The organism is Myxococcus sp. AB036A (assembly GCF_006547355.1).
In the GTDB taxonomy this organism is placed as follows: domain Bacteria; phylum Myxococcota; class Myxococcia; order Myxococcales; family Myxococcaceae; genus Myxococcus; species Myxococcus virescens.
In genome coordinates, this window is record NZ_VHLC01000111.1 from 11,051 (window position 1) to 28,085 (window position 17,035).

Annotated in this window: 12 protein-coding genes and 1 pseudogene; 6 read left to right on the top strand and 7 right to left on the bottom strand. The window is 68.8% G+C overall.

All coding sequences use genetic code 11. The features are described 5' to 3' along the window. The first annotated feature begins 10 nt into the window (after positions 1–10). From selB to FL344_RS32060, 4 genes are all read left to right on the top strand, one after another. Positions 11–1,927, top strand: coding sequence for a selenocysteine-specific translation elongation factor (selB, locus tag FL344_RS32045; RefSeq protein ID WP_141621206.1), 1,917 nt, complete (start codon positions 11–13; stop codon positions 1,925–1,927). Next, a complete protein-coding gene (locus FL344_RS32050; protein WP_141621207.1) occupies positions 1,924–4,416 on the top strand; it encodes an ATP-binding protein in 2,493 nt (830 codons plus the stop codon). The genes selB and FL344_RS32050 overlap by 4 nt, the downstream gene beginning before the upstream one ends. Further along, on the top strand, positions 4,413–5,861 hold the full coding sequence (locus FL344_RS32055; RefSeq protein ID WP_167371013.1) for a sigma-54 dependent transcriptional regulator: 1,449 nt from the start codon (positions 4,413–4,415) through the stop codon (positions 5,859–5,861). The genes FL344_RS32050 and FL344_RS32055 overlap by 4 nt, the downstream gene beginning before the upstream one ends. A 437-nt stretch (positions 5,862–6,298) precedes the next feature. Further along, positions 6,299–7,111 carry an N-acetyltransferase gene (locus tag FL344_RS32060; protein WP_228565525.1) on the top strand — a complete coding sequence of 271 codons (813 nt, stop codon included), beginning with the start codon at positions 6,299–6,301 and terminating at the stop codon, positions 7,109–7,111. Between the two features lie 77 nt (positions 7,112–7,188). On the opposite strand, the gene FL344_RS32065 is transcribed toward FL344_RS32060, so the two are convergent. The 7 genes from FL344_RS32065 to nuoE all read right to left on the bottom strand — a co-directional run bounded on the left by FL344_RS32065 (position 7,189) and on the right by nuoE (position 15,490). Next, complete coding sequence (locus FL344_RS32065; protein ID WP_141594094.1) at positions 7,189–8,748, bottom strand: NADH-quinone oxidoreductase subunit N; 1,560 nt, start codon at positions 8,746–8,748, stop codon at positions 7,189–7,191. A gap of 17 nt (positions 8,749–8,765) precedes the next feature. After that, entirely contained in the window at positions 8,766–10,499 is a 1,734-nt protein-coding gene (locus FL344_RS32070; protein WP_141621209.1) for a NuoM family protein, read from the bottom strand. Beyond that, positions 10,496–12,724, bottom strand: coding sequence for an NADH-quinone oxidoreductase subunit L (nuoL, locus tag FL344_RS32075; protein WP_141621210.1), 2,229 nt, complete (start codon positions 12,722–12,724; stop codon positions 10,496–10,498). Before nuoL ends, FL344_RS32070 begins: the two co-directional genes overlap by 4 nt. A 22-nt stretch (positions 12,725–12,746) precedes the next feature. Next, the gene (nuoK, locus tag FL344_RS32080; protein ID WP_090485030.1) at positions 12,747–13,049 is read right to left on the bottom strand and encodes an NADH-quinone oxidoreductase subunit NuoK; all 303 of its coding nucleotides are present in this window, start codon (positions 13,047–13,049) and stop codon (positions 12,747–12,749) included. Positions 13,050–13,122: 73 nt separating this feature from the next. Beyond that, a complete protein-coding gene (locus tag FL344_RS32085) occupies positions 13,123–13,629 on the bottom strand; it encodes an NADH-quinone oxidoreductase subunit J (RefSeq protein ID WP_141594091.1) in 507 nt (168 codons plus the stop codon). Further along, positions 13,626–14,966: an NADH-quinone oxidoreductase subunit NuoF gene (nuoF, locus tag FL344_RS32090; protein ID WP_141621211.1), complete on the bottom strand. Its 1,341-nt coding sequence runs from the start codon at positions 14,964–14,966 to the stop codon at positions 13,626–13,628. Before nuoF ends, FL344_RS32085 begins: the two co-directional genes overlap by 4 nt. 35 nt (positions 14,967–15,001) lie before the next feature. Continuing rightward, positions 15,002–15,490, bottom strand: a complete 489-nt coding sequence (gene nuoE / locus FL344_RS32095) for an NAD(P)H-dependent oxidoreductase subunit E (protein WP_011551206.1) — start codon at positions 15,488–15,490, stop codon at positions 15,002–15,004. Positions 15,491–15,595: 105 nt separating this feature from the next. On the opposite strand from nuoE, the gene FL344_RS32100 reads away from it, so the two are divergent. Continuing rightward, a complete protein-coding gene (locus FL344_RS32100) occupies positions 15,596–16,345 on the top strand; it encodes a TIGR02266 family protein (RefSeq protein WP_090485026.1) in 750 nt (249 codons plus the stop codon). 65 nt (positions 16,346–16,410) lie between these two features. After that, positions 16,411–17,035, top strand: a pseudogene (locus tag FL344_RS32105) (serine/threonine protein kinase); the annotation flags it as partial.

Sequence of the window (17,035 nt, forward strand, 5' to 3'; positions counted from 1 at the left end):
CGGTGACGCCATGATTGTCGGGACGGCGGGCCACATCGACCATGGCAAGACGTCCCTGGTGAAGGTGCTCACCGGCATCGACACCGACCGGCTGAAGGAAGAGAAGCGCCGCGGCATCACCCTGGAGCTGGGCTTCGCCCACCTGACGCTGGATGACGGCGCCGTGGCCGGCGTGGTGGACGTTCCGGGCCACGAGCGCTTCGTGAAGGCCATGGCCGCTGGCTCCGGCGGCGTGGACCTGGTGGTGCTGGTGGTGGCCGCGGACGAGGGCGTGATGCCCCAGACGCGCGAGCACCTGGACATCTGCCGGCTGCTGGGCGTGAGGGCCGGCGTCATTGCCCTCACCAAGTCGGACACGCTGGCGGAGCTGGGCCCGGAGTGGCGCGCGCTGGTGGAGGCCGACCTGTCCGCGCTCACCGTGGGGACCTTCCTGGAGTCGGCGCCCGTGGTGGCCTGCTCCGCCAGAACGGGTGCGGGAGTGGACGCGCTGCGCGCCGCGCTCACCCGCGCCGCGGCGGCGCTGCCCGAGCGGCCTTCGGAGGGCCCCGCCTTCTTGCCGGTCGACCGCGTGTTCACCATCAAGGGCTTTGGCACGGTGGTGACGGGCACGCTGCTGTCGGGAGCGCTGGCGGTGGAGGACGCGGTGTCGCTCCTGCCTGGGCTGCCCGGTCCGCTGCGCGTGCGCGGGGTGCAGCGTCATGGCGACGCTGTGTCCGTCGTGGAGGCGGGACAGCGCGCGGCGGTGAACCTCACCGGCGTGGAGCCGGAGGCGTTGCGCCGGGGGATGGTGCTGGTGCGCGCGGGCGAGCTGCCGGAAACGCGCATGCTCGACGTCGAGTTGACGTTGCTGCCCGCGGCCCCGTCGCCGTTGCCTCGTCGCTCGAAGCTGCTGCTGCACCTGGGCACCGCGCAGGTGGAGGCCACGGTGGCGCTGTTGGATGTGGAGCGGCTGGAGCCCGGCGAGACGACGCTGGCGCAGCTGCGGCTGGGCGCCTCCGTGGGTGCGTTGGTGGGCCAGCGCTTCATCCTGCGCGGCGCGCGAGCCCTTCCGGGACGAGGCGCCACGGTGGCGGGAGGCCGCATCCTGTCCATCTCCCCGCCGAAGCGGCGCAGAGGCGGCGCGTCGGCGGTGGCGCCCCTGCTGGAGGCGGACCCGGCGGGGCAGGTGGCCTGGCTGCTGCGGCAGGCGGGCTATCGCGGGCTGACGCAGGCGGAGCTGTTCGGCCGCTCGGCGCTGGGGCCCCGGGTGCTCACGCGCGCGCTGGAGTTGCTGGGGGCGCGGGGCGGCGCGCTCCTCATCGACCGGGAGCGGCGGCTGTACCTCTCCGGCGAGGTCTTCGAGGCGTTGCAGGGCCGCGCCCTGGCGTTGCTGGCCACCTTCCATGAGCGCGAACCCCTTCGCGAAGGCCTGTCACGCGAGGAGCTGCGGCAGCGGCTATCGTCCGCGCTGGACGCGCGGGCGTTCCAGCGGGTGTTGCAGTCCCTGGTGGAAGGAGGACGGGTGGAACTAGAGCGGGACGTGGTACGCCTCAAGGGGCGCGGCCGCACGCTGAGCCTGGGGGACACTGCCGCTCGGGCGCGGCTGGCGGCAGAGCTGTCCGCCGCGGCCTTGGCGCCTCCCTCGCTTCCCGAACTGGAGCAGAAGCTCCAGCTCTCCGCCTCCCGGCTGCGTGAGCTGTTGGGCGTCATGGTGGTGGAGGGCGCGGCGGTGCGCGTCTCGGAGGGCTTGTGGTTCGCGGCCGGGGCGCTGGCGTCACTGCGCGAGCGCCTGGTTGCCCACCTGCGCGAGAAGAAGGAGATTACCACCCAGGACTTCAAGGAGATGGTGGGGCAAAGCCGCAAGTTCGTCATCCCCCTGTCCGAATACTTCGACCGGGAGAAGGTCACGCTCCGGGTAGGAGAGAAGCGGGTGCTGCGTCGCGGATGAGTACCAAGCGCTACAGCGAGGCAGAGCTTCGCGTCCTCGTCGACACCTTCCGCAACCCCATGCTGGCGGTGGTGGAGGGACGGGTGCTCGTGGCCAATGACGCCTATGTCGCGTTGCTCGGCCTGCAACGCGCCCAGGTAGAGGGCCGCTCCGTCATGGACTTCATCCAGCCGGAGGACCGCAGCCGCGTGGTCGAGCGCTACTGGCGGGTGGAGGCCGGTGCGCCGCTTCATGAGGGCTCCCAGCTCTTCCAGGTCCCCTGCGCTGGTGGCGTGGCGCGCGAGGTGGCCGTCACCGCGTCCCGCTTCGTGCTGGAGCGCGGGGGCGGGGGGCTGCTGCTCAACTGCGTGCCCATGGAGAACCGGCCGCCGGAGATGTCGGTGGCCGAGCGGCTGGTGGAGACCTCCGCGGGGCTGGTGTCCGCGCACTCGGAGAACGCCGTCCGCCGCGTCGCCCTGAAGGGCCTGGAGGCCGCGGGCTTCCGGGCCCGGCTGTTGCGCTGGGACGGCGAGGGCCTGCTGGCTCGGGATGGGGAGCCCCTGCCGGAGGACGCGCGCCTGGGGCTGGAGTCGCTCGCGGACGGGCGTCCCGTCTTTGGTGGCTCGGACCAGGCCGCGCCCACCCACGTCTACCTGCCCGTGGGCGGCCCCCAGGCCGAGGTGCTGTGGGTGGAGGGCCACTGGGTGGCGCCGCACCATGGCTCGGTGTTGATGCTCTTCGCCAAGGTGGTGGGCGCCGCGCTGGCGGATGCGCGCGTGCAGGCGGAGAGCGCGCGCAGCCGCTGGGAGATGGAGGCGGTCGCGCAGATGGCGCGCTTCGTCGCGCAGCCGTCTCCGCCCACGCAGGAGGACTTCCTGGAGCGCGTCGCTTCACTGCTCCAGGCGGACGCCGCGGCCCTGCACCTCTCGACGCCTCCCGAAGCCACGCTGACGCTGTCCTCACACGTGGGCTTTCAGGACGCGGCGGACGCGCGCCGGCTCACGGGCGTGCTGTCGTGTGGCGCGGAGGGCGCGCTGTCCTCGTCCTCGGACGAGGCCCCGCTGGTGGAGCAGTCCGGAGGGCGGTTGGGGGCGGGCGCGGCGGTGTGTCTGATTCGCGGCGGCGAGGTGTGCGGGATGCTCCAGGTGCTGCGCGCGCCGGGGAAGCCCTTCGACGAACGGGACCTGCGCCTGCTGGGCACGCTGTCGGAGTTGCTGGTGACGCTGCTGGAGCAGCGCCGGCTGCGGGCCGAGTCCTCGCGCCAGTTGGCCGAGACGCGTCTCCTGCTGGACCTGGCGCGCACCACGTCCGGCGTGCTGGAGACGTCGAGCATCCTGGATGTGGCCGCAGACTTCCTCGTCCGCCTGCTGGATGTGTCCAACTGCTACATCCTGCTGTACGACGAGAGTGCCCGGCTGCTGCGCGGCGCGGCGGCCTCCATCGCGCACCGCGACTACTTCCGCACGGTGGTGCTGCCCCTCCATGGAGACGGCCTGACGGCGCGCGTGGCGCGTGAGCGCAGGCCCATCGCGGTGGAGGACGTGGCCGCCGCGGACGGCGGCTTCAACCCGGAACTCGCGCACCGCTTCGACGAGAAGGCGCTGCTGGCGCTGCCGCTCACCTCGCGCGAGGAACTCATCGGCGTGGTGGTGGTGGACGACACGCGGGGCCCGCGCGCCTTCGGTCCGGAGCTCATCGAGCTGGCGGAGGCCACGTGTGGCCAGCTGGCGTTGTCCATCGCCAACGCGCGCCTGTACGAGTCCCTGTGGGCCAGCTACGCGGAGCTGGCTGCCACTCGCGCGGAGATGGTGAAGCGCGAGCGGCTGGCCGCGCTGGGCGAGCTGTCCGCGATTGTCGCCCACGAGGTGCGCAACCCGCTGGGCGTCATCTTCAACGCGGTGGCCTCGCTGCGCCGGCTGTTGGTGCCGGGCGGGGACGCGGCCATGTTGCTCGACATCCTGGGGGAGGAGAGCGACCGGCTCAACCGCATCGTTGGTGACTTGCTGGACTACACGCGTCCCAGGGACCCGGTGCTCCAGCAGGAGGACCTGGGCCGCGTGCTCCAGGATTCACTGGAGGCCGCGCGGATGCAGGGTGGCGGCGCGGACCGCTCCATTCGCATCCAATCCGACGTGGAGCCCGGCCTTCCGCCGGTACCCATGGACCGTCGCCTCATCCGACAGGCGCTGGTCAACGTGGCGGTCAACGCCATCCAGTCCATGCCGCAGGGTGGACTCGTGCAGGTTCGCGCGCGCCGTGAAGCCCACGCGGGGCGCGAGCAACTGCGCATCGACGTGGTGGACCAGGGCCCGGGCATCCCCGCCGAGCTGCTCCACCGCGTCTTCGAACCGTTCTTCACCACCAAGGCCCAGGGCACCGGCCTGGGCCTGGCCGTCGTCAGGCGCATCCTCGAGGAGCACCGGGGCGAAATCGCCGTGGACAGTATCCCGGGGCGCGGTACCACCTTCACCTTCCGGCTGCCGTTCTCGCAGCCTCCGTCCTTCCCATGACCGACGCGAACACTCCGCCGACCCGAGGACGGCTCCTCGTCGTGGACGACCAGCGCAACATGCGCGCCACCACCGCCCTCTTGTTGCGGGCGGAGAACTACACCGTCTTCGAGGCCGCCACCGGCGAGGAAGCCCTGGCCCAGCTCGCCAGCGGCAGCATCGACCTGCTGCTGACAGACCTGAAGATGGAGCCCATGGACGGGCTCACGCTCCTGCGGCGCGCGCTGGAGGTGGCACCCCGGCTCCAGGTCATCATGATGACGGCCTTCGGCTCCATCGAGAGCGCCGTGGAGGCCATGCGCCTGGGGGCCTACGACTATGTCACCAAGCCCTTCAAGGAGAGCGAGCTGCGCTACCGCGTGGAGCGCGCCCTGGAGCGCGCGCGCCTGCTGCGCGACGTGGACAACCTCACCACCGACTTCAACCAGCGCCACGGCCTGTCCGCCCTGGTGGGGCGCAGCGCCGCCATGCGCGAGCTCACCACGCGGCTGATGCGCGTGGCGCAGAGCGACGCCACCGTCCTCATCCAGGGCGAGAGCGGCACGGGCAAGGAGCTGGTGGCCCGCGCGCTCCATGCGCACAGCCGCCGCAAGGCCCGCTCCTTCGTGCCCGTCAACTGCGCGGCCATCAGCGAGTCCCTGCTGGAGAGCGAGCTGTTCGGCCACGCCAAGGGCGCTTTCACCGGCGCGGTGAAGTCCCGCCGGGGCCTCTTCGAGGAGGCGGACGGCGGCACGCTCTTCATCGACGAGGTGACGGAGACCAGCCCCACCTTCCAGTCCAAGCTGCTGCGCGCGCTGCAAGAGGGCGAGGTCCGCCGCGTCGGTGAGTCCACCGCGCTGCGAGTGGACGTGCGCATCGTCGCCGCCACCAACCGGGACATCGAGCTGGAGGTGCGCGACAAGCGCTTCCGGCAGGACCTCTACTACCGCCTCAACGTGGTGGCCCTCCGCGTCCCGCCCCTGCGCGAGCGCCTGGAGGACGTGCCTGCGCTGGCGGAGCACTTCCTGGAGCGGGCCAATGCCCGCAGCCCCAATCCCAAGCGCCTCTCCGCCGCCGCGGTGTCTCACCTGATGAGCTACGGCTTCCCCGGCAACGTGCGCGAGCTGGAGAACCTGGTGGAGCAGGCCGCCGCGCTCGCGGAGGGCGATGAGCTGCTGCCCGAGGACTTCCCCGTGCGGCAGGGCCGTATGACGCCGGCCCATGGCACCCCCAGCGTCGCCTTCCTGGACGGGCAGGGCGGGGCGCTCGGGCGCAACGCCAGCGCGGGGCCCACGCTGGCCCAGGTGGTGGAAGAGGCGGAGCGCCACGCCATCACCCAGGCCCTGGAGCGGCACGGGGTGGACCTGGCGCGCGTCGCGGATGAGCTCGGCGTCTCCTCCACCACGCTCTGGCGGAAGATGAAGCGGCTCAACCTCCGACCGCCCAGTGAGCTGGCCCGGGAATAGCCCTGGAGTAGGGGAAAAACTCACCCATGTAACTTTCCCGCGGCCATGGATTCAGATCCGAAATGGACGGGTTCATAGGTGAAAAAGGTAAGTAGCTAAATTTGCTCGTCTTTTTCACTTCTGAAACTCCATTGCAGTCATGAAATGGAGCGGCGGGGCACCAGCAGCGTCAGTTAGTCCTTCAAGTGCTTGAGAAAACTAGAGTTTCTCCCCGCGAGGCTGCTGGCACGGCGACTGCTATAGGAATGCGCGGGACACATCGAAGCGAGGCTGAAGGCGGTTCCCCCCCACCCCTTCAGCACTTCCGGTGAGTCACCTTGAGAAGACCCGCGGCCCGGCACCTCTTTGGGGTGTCGGGCCGCCTTCTTTTCCGCGTCTGTAGCTGCCTCGGCTCGCGACGAAAGGAAGCGCAGGTGGGGTCCTCTGAATCTCAGTGGGTGCTGCGTCCCGGTCGGCTGGAAGACCACGCTGTCTTCGCCCGGCTGTTTCTTGAACTCGGGGTGGATGAGCCCCCGCCGTCCGAGCCCGTGTGGGCGGCGGAAGTCGCCCAGCGCTCCCTGTTCGCCGAAGGTCCCCAGGGTGTGGGCGCCTACGCCGTGACGAACGTCCTGGGGGACTTCGGGTTCGTGAGGCAACTGGTGGTGGCGCCGTTCGCCCGGGGGCAGGGACTGGGGCGGAGGATGATGACGCACCTGGCCGGGCACTTTCGCGCACAAGGGTGCACCTGCTGGGTCCTCAACGTGAAGCGGGACAACACGCCCGCGCTCGAGCTCTACACCTCGCTGGGAATGGGGCCGGCGCGCGAGGCCACCACGTTGCGGGTGACGCGGGCCCACCTGGCGGCGCTCCCCCTCGCGTCACCGGACGGGGCCGTGGTCCCGGTGTCGCTGGAGGACTGCGGCGCGCTGACGGAGTCCTTCGGGATGATTCCCGGCAAGCTGGCGGCCTCCGCGGCCAGTGACTCGCACCGGATGCTGGGGCTCATCGACCCCCAAGTCCCTGCACGCCGGTGGTTGGGGATGATGGACCTGCGCCCCGGTCCCAGCTTGTTTCCCTTCTTCGCGGTGTCTCCCGGGCATGCGCGGACACTGCTCGAAGCGGCCTTCGGCCAGTTGGAGGAGGGCGTGTCCGCGCTGAATGTCACGGTGGCGGATGACGCGCCCCTGGTGCACCTGCTCCGCGAAGCGGGAGCGCAGACGCGCCTCGAGACGCTGGAGCTTCGCGGACTGCTGGTGGACGCGGCGCCCTGATTCACGGGCGCTGAAAACACGACGCCCGCCCAGGCACGAGGCCGGGGCGGGCGGGGTGTGACAGCGGAGGCGGGAGGCTACTGGCCGAAGATGCTGCTGGCCTGCTCCAGCCAGCCCATGATGGGACCGGGGATGATGCCCAGAATCACGACCGCCGCGGTGGACAGCACCAGCGCCAGTTCGGTGGACCAGCTCTTCTCGAGCGCCTGCGCGCCCTCCGGCACCGGCCGCATGAACATGTAGACCACCACGCGCAGGTAGTAATAGATGCCCACCGCGCTGGAGAGCACGCCGACGATGGTGAGGCCGATGAGGCCCGCGTCCACGGCGGCCTGGAAGATGAGCAGCTTGCTCATGAAGCCGATGGTGGGCGGGATGCCACCCAGCGACAGCATGAAGGCCGCCATCGCGAAGGCCCAACCCGGCTTGCGCTGCGCCAGCCCGCTGAAGCGCTCCAGGTCCCAGGCGGTGCCCTTCTCCTCGTCCTCGCGACGCTCCAGGACGGAGACGATGGCGAAGGCGCCCACCGCGCTGAACGTGTACGCCAGCAGGTAGTAGAGGATGCCGCGCAGCGCCTCCGCGCGGGCCAGGTCCAGCGGGGTGCCGCCCGTCAGCGCGGACGCACCCAGCAGGCGGAACTGCTCGCCCGGGCCGGTGACGAAGAGGGCGGCCACGCCCACCAGCAGGTAGCCGGCGTGGGCAATGGACGAGTACGCCAGCATTCGCTTCACGTTGCGCTGCGGAATCGCCAGCAGGTTGCCCGCCACCATGGTGAGGAAGGCCAGCACGGAGAACAGGCTCAGCAGAATCTCCGGGTCCACGCCCTTGCCCACCATGAAGAACACGCGGACCATCGCCGCGAAGGCGGCCGCCTTCACGCCCACGCTCATCAGCGCGGTGACCGGCGTCGGCGCGCCCTCGTAGACGTCCGGCGTCCACATGTGGAACGGCACCGCGGCGACCTTGAAGGCGAAGCCCGTAATCACCAGGATGATGCCCGCGTACACCAGGCCGGGCTGCGACGACATGGCGGTGGACAGCGGACCGGCCATGGCCGTCAGGTGGGTGGTGCCGGTGGCGCCGTACAGCAGCGCCGCGCCGTAGAGCAGCACCGCGGACGAGAAGGCGCCCAGGATGAAGTACTTGAAGCCCGCCTCGCTCGGCCGCGTGCCACGCCGCAGGTACGACGTCAGCGCGTAGGTGGAGAGGGAGAGGACCTCGATGTTGACGAAGAGCGTGATGAGCTCGTTCGACATCGCCAGCAGGCTCATGCCCGCCGAGGCGAACAGCATCAGCGCGTAGAACTCACCGCGCTCCGCGCCGCGCTTGCGCAGGAAGCTCACCGAGCTCAGGGTCGCCAGCGCCAGGCCCACGCACACCACGAAGGTGAGGAAGCTGGAGAAGGGGTCCATCACGCCGAAGCCGAGCATCACCTCCTGGGGTGGCTCGAACATCGTCGTCAGCGCCGTGGCGCCGGCCGCCACCGCCGTCACCACGGTGAGCACCGCCTGGTACGCGCGCGACGCCGTCGTGGAGAGGAACACCTCCGACAGCAGCAGGATGGAGGCGCCCACCACCATGATGATGGCGGGCAGCAGCGGGAGGAAGTCTGCCAGGCTGAGATTGGGCAGGTTCATGTCGGAAGCTCAGGCGGCTACTGCCGCGGCGAGGGAACGGCCGGGGCGGCGGCCAACGGAACGGGCGCGGACGGCGCGGCGACGACCTGACGGGATGGCAGGGACATCACCTCGACCCGAAGTCGGTCCTCCTGCAACTCGGCCCCCGGCGTGCCCACGCGGGCGCGGGCCAGGAAGCGGTCCGTGGAGGGCGCCAGCCGGTCCAGGAAGGGCTGCGGCTGCAGACCCATCACAGCGACCAGGACGATGAAGGGGAGCACCGTGAGGCCCTCGCGCAGGTTCATGTCCGTCAGGTGCTGGTTCTCCCGGTGGGTGATGCCACCGAAGAACACCTTCTGCACCATCCACAGCATGTACGCGGCGCCCAGGATGACGCCCAGTGTGGCGAAGCCGCCGAACACCGCCGTCAGGTGCGGGTTGCCCGCGGCCTCGCCCAGGTCGCTCTTGAAGGTGCCCAGGAGGACCAGGAACTCACCGATGAAGCCGTTCGTGCCCGGCACGGCGATGGAGGAGAAGGTGATGATGACGAAGGCCGCGGTGAACACCGGCATCACCTTCGCGATGCCGCCGTAGTCCGCCATCAGGCGCGAGTGGCGCCGCTCGTACAGGTAGCCGAACAGGAGGAACAGCGCGCCCGTGGACACACCGTGGTTGAGCATCTGGTACGCGCTGCCCGTGGCGCCCTCGGCCGTAATCGCCAGGATGCCCAGCATGCAGTAGCCCAGGTGGCTGACCGACGAGTACGCGATGAGCTTTTTGATGTCCCGCTGCGCCAGGCACATCATCGCGCCGTACACGATGCCGATGATGGCCAGCGTGGCCAGGAAGGGCCGCGCCTGCTGCGTGGCCACCGGGAAGAAGGGAATCGCGTAGCGCCAGAAGCCAAAGGTCCCCATCTTCAGGGTGACGCCGGCCAGAATCATGGAGCCAGCCACCGGCGCCTGCACGTGCGCGTCCGGCAACCAGGTGTGCAGCGGCCACATGGGGACCTTGACGGCGAACGCGATGGCGAACGCCGCGAACAGCCACGGACCCCAGGTGTGCAGCGTGGCGGCCAGCCCGGTGAGCGAGTCACACGCGCCCGCGGGCCCCGCGGTGCATGCACTGAGCTGACGGTTGGCGTCCAGCAGGCCGTTGTAGATGCTCGCGTAGTCGAACGAGCGGGCACCCACCGGCGCGCTGATGAAGTACACGGCGATGACGGCCACCAGCATCAGCAGCGAGCCGGCCAGCGTGTAGAGGAAGAACTTCACCGCCGCCATCTGGCGGTCCTCGGCGCCCCACACACCCACCAGGAGGTACATGGGGATGAGCATGGCCTCGAAGAAGATGTAGAAGAGCAGCACGTCCAGCGACACCAGCGCGCCCAGCATCGTCGTCTGGAGCACCAGCAGCGCCAGGTGGAACTCCTTGATGCGGAACTTGATGTACGTGGTGGACGCCAGCACCACGAGGGGCCCCAGGAAGACGGTGAGCAGCAGCAGGCTCACGGCCAGGCCGTCCACGCCAATGTGGTAGCTGGTGCCGAACAGGTCGAACCAACGCGCCCGGTACTCGAGCTGGAACTCCGGCCCGCCCGGCACATACGTCATGTAGGCCCAGACCCCGAACACCAGGTCCAGCACCATGGCGATGAACGTGACGGTGCGAATCTGGCCGCTCTCGCCGGCCGGCAGCAGCGCCACCAGCGCCGCGAACACCAGCGGCAGGAAGACGACGAGGTTGAGCAGGTGGTTGTCGAAGAAGCTCATTGCATCACCTGGATGAGGGCGTAGGCCATCCCGCCCAGCAGGGCGATGGCCATCACAGCGGCGTAGGCCTGGGCATCGCCCGACTGCACGTAGCGGAGCGCACTGCCCACGCGCGCCGTCACCCACGCCGTGCCGCGGACCGCCACGGTGTCGATGACGAGCGCGTCCACCACGCGGAAGAGGAGGAAGCTCATGAACTTCACGGGACGGATGACAATCAGCTCATAGAGCTCGTCCACGTAGAACTTGTTGAGCGCCAGGGGGCGCACCGCGCGGATGAAGGCGGGATCCGGCTGACCCACGCGCGAAGGGAAGTAGCGCAGGTAGAGGAAGGCCGCCGTGCCGCCACCCGCCAGGGCCACGGCCCAGGCCTTGAGGTAGTCCGGCACGAGCTGCGGGCGGCTGGTGTCCAGCGCCACCAGCGTGCTGGCGTCGGTGATGCGCTTGGTCGCGCTGAACACCGGGCTCAGGAAGTTGTCGAGCACCGGCTGCGCCGTCATGTTGAGGAAGTCGATGCCGAACGCGTACCGCGCGGCGACCACGCTCAGGACTGCCAGCACCACCAGCGGCAGGGTCATTTGCCAGGCGCTCTCATGGGCGTGGGCCACCCGGGCCTCCTTCGAGCGGGGACCCTCGAAGGTGAGCAGGTACACGCGCGTCATGTAGAACGCGGTGGACGCCGCGATGAGCAGGCCCAGGTAGTAGACGAGGCTGGACACCCACTCCAGGCCCTGCAGGTGGTTGTGGTGCACACCGTGCAGGATGGCGTCCTTCGAGAAGAAGCCGGACAGCGGGATGATGCCGGTGATGGCCAGGGTGGCGACCAGGAAGGTGGCCCAGGTCCAGGGCATCTCCTTGCGCAGGCCACCCAGCTTCTTGATGTCCGTCTCGTCGCCGTTGCCGTGCATCACGCTGCCGGCGCCGAGGAAGAGGCAGGCCTTGAAGAAGGCGTGCGTCATCAGGTGGAACACCGCCGCCCAGAAGATGCCCATGCCCACGCCCATGAACATGATGCCCAGCTGGGACACCGTGGAGTAGGCGAGCACCTTCTTGATGTCGTCCTGCGCGAAGGCGATGAGCGCCGCCAGCAGCGAGGTGAGCGCGCCGATGATGGCGATGGTCGCCATGGCGGTGGGGCTCAGCACCAGCAGCGCGGACATGCGGCTGAACAGGTAGACGCCGGCGGTCACCATCGTCGCGGCGTGGATGAGGGCGGAGACCGGCGTCGGGCCGGCCATGGCGTCCGGCAGCCAGACGTAGAGGGGCAGCTGCGCGCTCTTGCCCGCGGCGCCCAGGAGGAACAGCAGCATGGCCGCCGTCATCACGCCGCCGAAGGTGTAGCCCTCCAGCGGGCCCGCCTCGATGGGGGTGCTCAGGTCGACCTTGTCCGCGGAGCCGTTCACCAGGCCCTCGGCCATCTTCTCCAGGCCCTTGAACGTCACCGGGCCCTTCTGCTCCAGCGCGGCCGTGTAGTGCTGCGCGGTGGTGCCGGCGGTGTTGTAGTCCGCCGCGTTCGACTGCTGGGTGAAGGCGGAGACCAGCAGCACCAGCAGGAAGGTGCCGATGAGGAACGCGAAGTCACCGATGCGGTTGGTGACGAAGGCCTTGCGCCCGGCCCAGGCCTTGGCCGGGTCGTCGTACCAGAATCCGATGAGCAGGTAGCTGGCCATGCCGACACCCTCCCAGCCCACGAAGAGCAGGATCAGGTTGTCGGCCAGCACCAGCGTCAGCATCGCCGCGACGAACAGGTTCAGGTACGCGAAGAAACGCCAGTACGCGGCGTCGTGCTCCATGTAGCTGGTGGAGTACAGGTGGATGAGGAAGCCGACGCCCGTGATGATGAGCAGCAGGATGCCGGACAGATGGTCCACCATCAGCCCGAAGTTCACCCGGAAGTCGCCCACCGAGAACCAGGTGCCGTAGTCGTACGCGAGCGCGTAGCGCACGAAGTCCCGCTCGATGCCGAACGGGTTGGGGAAGATGGCCGCCAGCCGACCCGTCTCGGGGTTGTGGTGGCTGGTGGCCCAGAAGGCCAACAGGCTCAGGACGAAGGAGCCAGCCACCGCCGCGCAGGCGACGAGCTGGACGTTGGCCCGGCCCATCATCTTGCCGAACACACCGCAGATGAACGCGCCCAGCAGGGGCAGCGCGATGATGAGCCAGAGCGAGGGCGCCAGGATGTCTGGCGCCACGGGTGCCGCCCGGAAGAATTCGACGAGAGTCATGACAGTGGCTCCTGGGGGGGCATCAGTGCTTCATCGTCCGGAGGTCTTCCAGCAGGATGCTGCCCCGGCTTCGGAAGACGGCGATGACGATGGCCAGACCGATGGCGGCTTCCGCCGCCGCCACCGCGATGACGAAGAAGGCGGACACGTGGCCGAGGTCGTCACCGCGCATGCGCGCGAAGGCCACGAACGTGAGGTTGGCCGCGTTGAGCATCAGCTCCACGCTCATGAAGACGACCAGCGCGTTGCGGCGAACGAGCACGCCGAACATGCCCATGCAGAACAGGGCGGCGGCAAGCAGGAGATAATAGGTGATGGGAACCATGGGCCGATTCGGGGCCTCGCGAGCGGCTGCCTGCGCCGCCATCTAGCACAGAAAAGTTGTCCGGGATGGGCGATCAGATCCGCGACTTGGCCACGACGACTGCGCCCACCATGGCCACCAGCAGCAGCAAGCTCACAGCTTCGAAGGGAAACAGCCACTGGGTGAAGATGACCTGACCCATGGTGGCGATGGTGCCGAAGGAGGCCTGGGCTCCCGTGCTCAGCGTGGCCGGCTCGGCGGGCAGCTTCAGGAGGACGATGGCCAGGACCACGAACAGGCCCACCGTCGCCGCGCCGCCCGCGACGCGGGCCACCGTGGGCTTGCCGCGCGTGGACGACTCTCCCAGGTTGAGCAGCATGATGACGAACAGGAAGAGCACCATGATGGCGCCCGCGTACACGAGCACCTGCATGACGGCCACCGTGTGCGCCCACAGCAGCACGTAGATGCCGGCCATGAAGAAGAACGTGGACACCAGCGCCATGGCCGAATTGATGGGGCTGCGCGCGAAGATGACCGTTCCAGCCGACAGCAGCGTCAGGAGCGCGAACGCCCCGAAGAGGATGAGCTCGATGTTCAAGACCAGTCTCCGAACGAACCCCAGGGCTTGTCGCCGAACGGGCAGCGGTGCTCACGGATGTGAGCCTCGAACTCGTCCCGGAACCGCATGAGGAACGAGTGCGTGGGCAGCGCCGCCGCGTCGCCGAGCGCGCAGATGGTGTTGCCCAGGCCGATGGGCGGGTAGGGGGCGATCGACGACGCGACGTTGGACAGCATGTCGATGTCGCCCGGCTCGCCGCGGCCCTCTTCGATCTTGCGCAAGAGGCGCGTCTGCCAGGGCGTGCCTTCACGGCACGGCGTGCACTGGCCGCACGACTCTTCCGCGTAGAAGCGGGCCACGCGCCACAGGCTGCGCACCATGCAGGTGGCGTCGTCCATGACGATGACGCCGCCGGAGCCCGCCATGGTCTGCTTCACCTTGAGGGCCTCGAACTCCATGGCCACGTCCAGCTCGTCCGCGCCCAGCACCGGCGCCGAGGAGCCGCCCGGAATCACGGCCTTCACCTTCCGGCCCGCGGGCATGCCCCGGCCGTACTTGTCGTCGAAGATGAGCTCGGAGATGGTGGTGAACATCGACACTTCGTACACGCCCGGCCGGTTCACCGTGCCGGAGAGGCAGACGAGCCGCGTGCCGCCCGACTTGTCGGTGCCCAGCTTCGCGTAGGCCTCAGCGCCCTGCTGGAAGATGGCGGGCACGCTGGCCAGCGTCTCCACGTTGTTCACCACCGTGGGGCAGCCGAAGAGGCCCACCACCGCGGGGAAGGGCGGCTTCAGGCGGGGCCAGCCCTTCTTGCCTTCCAGGCTCTCCAGCAGCGCCGTCTCCTCGCCGCAGATGTACGCGCCCGCGCCGCGGACCAGGTAGCAGTTCAGCTCGTAGTCCTTGCCCAGGACCTTCTTGCCGAAGATGCCCGCCTTGTAGGCCTCGTCGATGGCCGCCTGCGCGCGCTCCGCCGGGAACTTGAACTCGCCGCGCAGGTACACGTAGCAGGTGTGCACGCCCAGCGCGTAGGACGCGATGGCGATGCCTTCCAGCATCATGTGCGGGTCATCTTCCAGGATGTAGCGGTCCTTGAAGGTGCCCGGCTCGGACTCGTCGCCGTTGACCGCCAGGTACTTGGGCTTGGGGCTGTCCTTGGGGACGAAGCTCCACTTGAGGCCCGTGGGGAAGCCGGCGCCACCGCGACCGCGGAGGTTCGACTTCTTCACCTCGTCAATGATGGCGGCGGGCTCCATCTGGAGCGCCTTCTTCAGCGCCTCGTAGCCCCCCCGCTTGCGGTAGCTGTCCAGGGTCCAGGACTGAGGCTTACCCCAGGCCGCCGAGATGATCGGTTCGATCGTCTTTGCCGTAGAGGCCATGTCGATGACGTCCTAAGCCTAAGAAGGGTGGGGGTTCAGCTCAACTTGGCGAGGATGGCATCCAGCTTCGCCTGGGTCAGGCTTTCGTGGTGATCCTCGTTGATCTGCAGGCAGGGCGCAGTACCGCACGAGGCCAGGCACTCGGTCTCTCGCAAGGTGAACTTCTCATTGGCTTCACCTGCCTTGAGGCCCAGCTTCTCCTCCAGGTAGGCGAGCATCTTCTCCGCGCCCCACAGCGAGCAGGACAGGTTCGTGCAGACGTCGATGACGTACTTGCCCGGCTTCTTGAGGTGGTACATCACGTAGAAGCTGGCCACTTCCATGGCCCGCTCGGGAGTGACCTCCAGATGCTTCGCCACCAGCCGCAACCCTTCCGGGGGCAGCCATCCCTTGATTTCCTGGAGCAGACGCAGCGCTGGGAGCATGCCCGCGCTTTTCCGATCCGGGGGGTAGTGGGAGATGATCTCCGCGATTCCCGCGTCGAACTTCTTCTGCTCTTCAGAGGTGAACAGGGGCTCCGCCATGGCGGGCCGGTACGTATTGCCCCAATGGCTACGTTGTCAACATAAACCCTCGAAGCTACACTGGGTTGCCATCAGCAAATTGCCGAGCGATTTCAAGCCCTTGTTATGAACCCGGGTCCAGAGGACAAGCGCCAGCACCCCCGCGTCCCGGCCGTGCTGAGAGTGGACTACACGGACGGGCGCCAGGCCCGCGACGTGACGGAGAACCTGTCCCACGAGGGCCTGTTCGTCCAGACGGACCAGGCCTTCGTCATGGGGGACGAGGTCCGGCTCGCACTTTCTTTCCCGGGACTGCTGGATCCGGTAGAAGTCAGCGGAACCGTGGCCTGGATGCGGCCAGCGGGCCCCGATCAGCCCGCGGGCGTCGGCGTTCGCGTGGAGCGCGAGCAGGACCGGCGGAAACTGGGTGACATCTTGAGTGCGGCAGGAGCAGACAGCCACGCGTCCCACGCAGAGCACGAGGGGTATCGTGTGCTCATCGTTGAGGACAACCCGCACATCATCGAGATGTACAGCTACGTGCTGAAGAAGCTGGCCAGCGGCGAGCTGCACGGAAAGGTCCCCCTGGAGGTCCACTTCGCGCCGGACGGGCACCACGCGCTGCTGATGCTGCGTGAGGACCGCTTCAACTTGGTGATGACGGACCTCTACATGCCGGTGATGGACGGCTTCGCCCTGGTGGAGCGGATGCGCGAGGAAGAAGCGCTGCGCACCATCCCCATCATCGCCATCTCCGCCGGCGGCAAGGAGGCGCAGGACCGCGCCATGCAGTTGGGCGTGGACATCTACCTGCGCAAGCCGGTGCGTTTCGTGGAAGTCCTGGAGACGGTGAAGCAGCTCTTGCGCATCAAGTAGGGGCGCGTTTTACCGCCAGTCATCCGTTGAGCCACGGCGTGGGGACGGCATAGAGTCGCTTCCCCATGCAGAAGCCCGCCCTCAATCGCGACACCGTCAGTGGCGAGGCGCTGTTCATCCTCCGGAACCTGAGGGAGAACGGCCGTCTTGGACGCTCGAACAAGCTGGCAGACGTGAAGGCCGCACTCGAGCCATCCGTGTCGCTCGAGTTCGACAACTACTTCTTCTTCCTGCGCAAGTTCCACTACATCGCCATGGACCGCGAGGCCCAGCTCAAGCTCACCGACCAGGGTGAGCAGGTGGCGGGTGGGGAGCTGAACGAGCGCTTCTCCCTGGAGGTCGGTGAGTTCTTCGCCGATCAGCTGGCCGCCGCCGCGGACGCGCCCCTGGAAGGGGCCGGTGGGGACGAGCCGCTGATGGTTCCTCCGCCCCCGCCGGAGCTGCTGCTGGATGAGGCCGAGGTCGACGGCGCGCCGCCCGTGCCCTCCGGCCCGCTCGCGCCGCCGCCCATGCCGCCGGTGCGCAGCTCGCGCTCGGCCATGCCCGCGCTGGACCTGGGCATGCCGTCCTCGGCCATCCCCATGCCGCCGCCGTCAGCCCCGGCGCCCCGCGCGGAGGCCGCCGCCGAGCCCCGCCGTGAGGCCACCGTCATCGTCCAGGGGCCCTTCACCGCGTCGAACACCCCCGCGC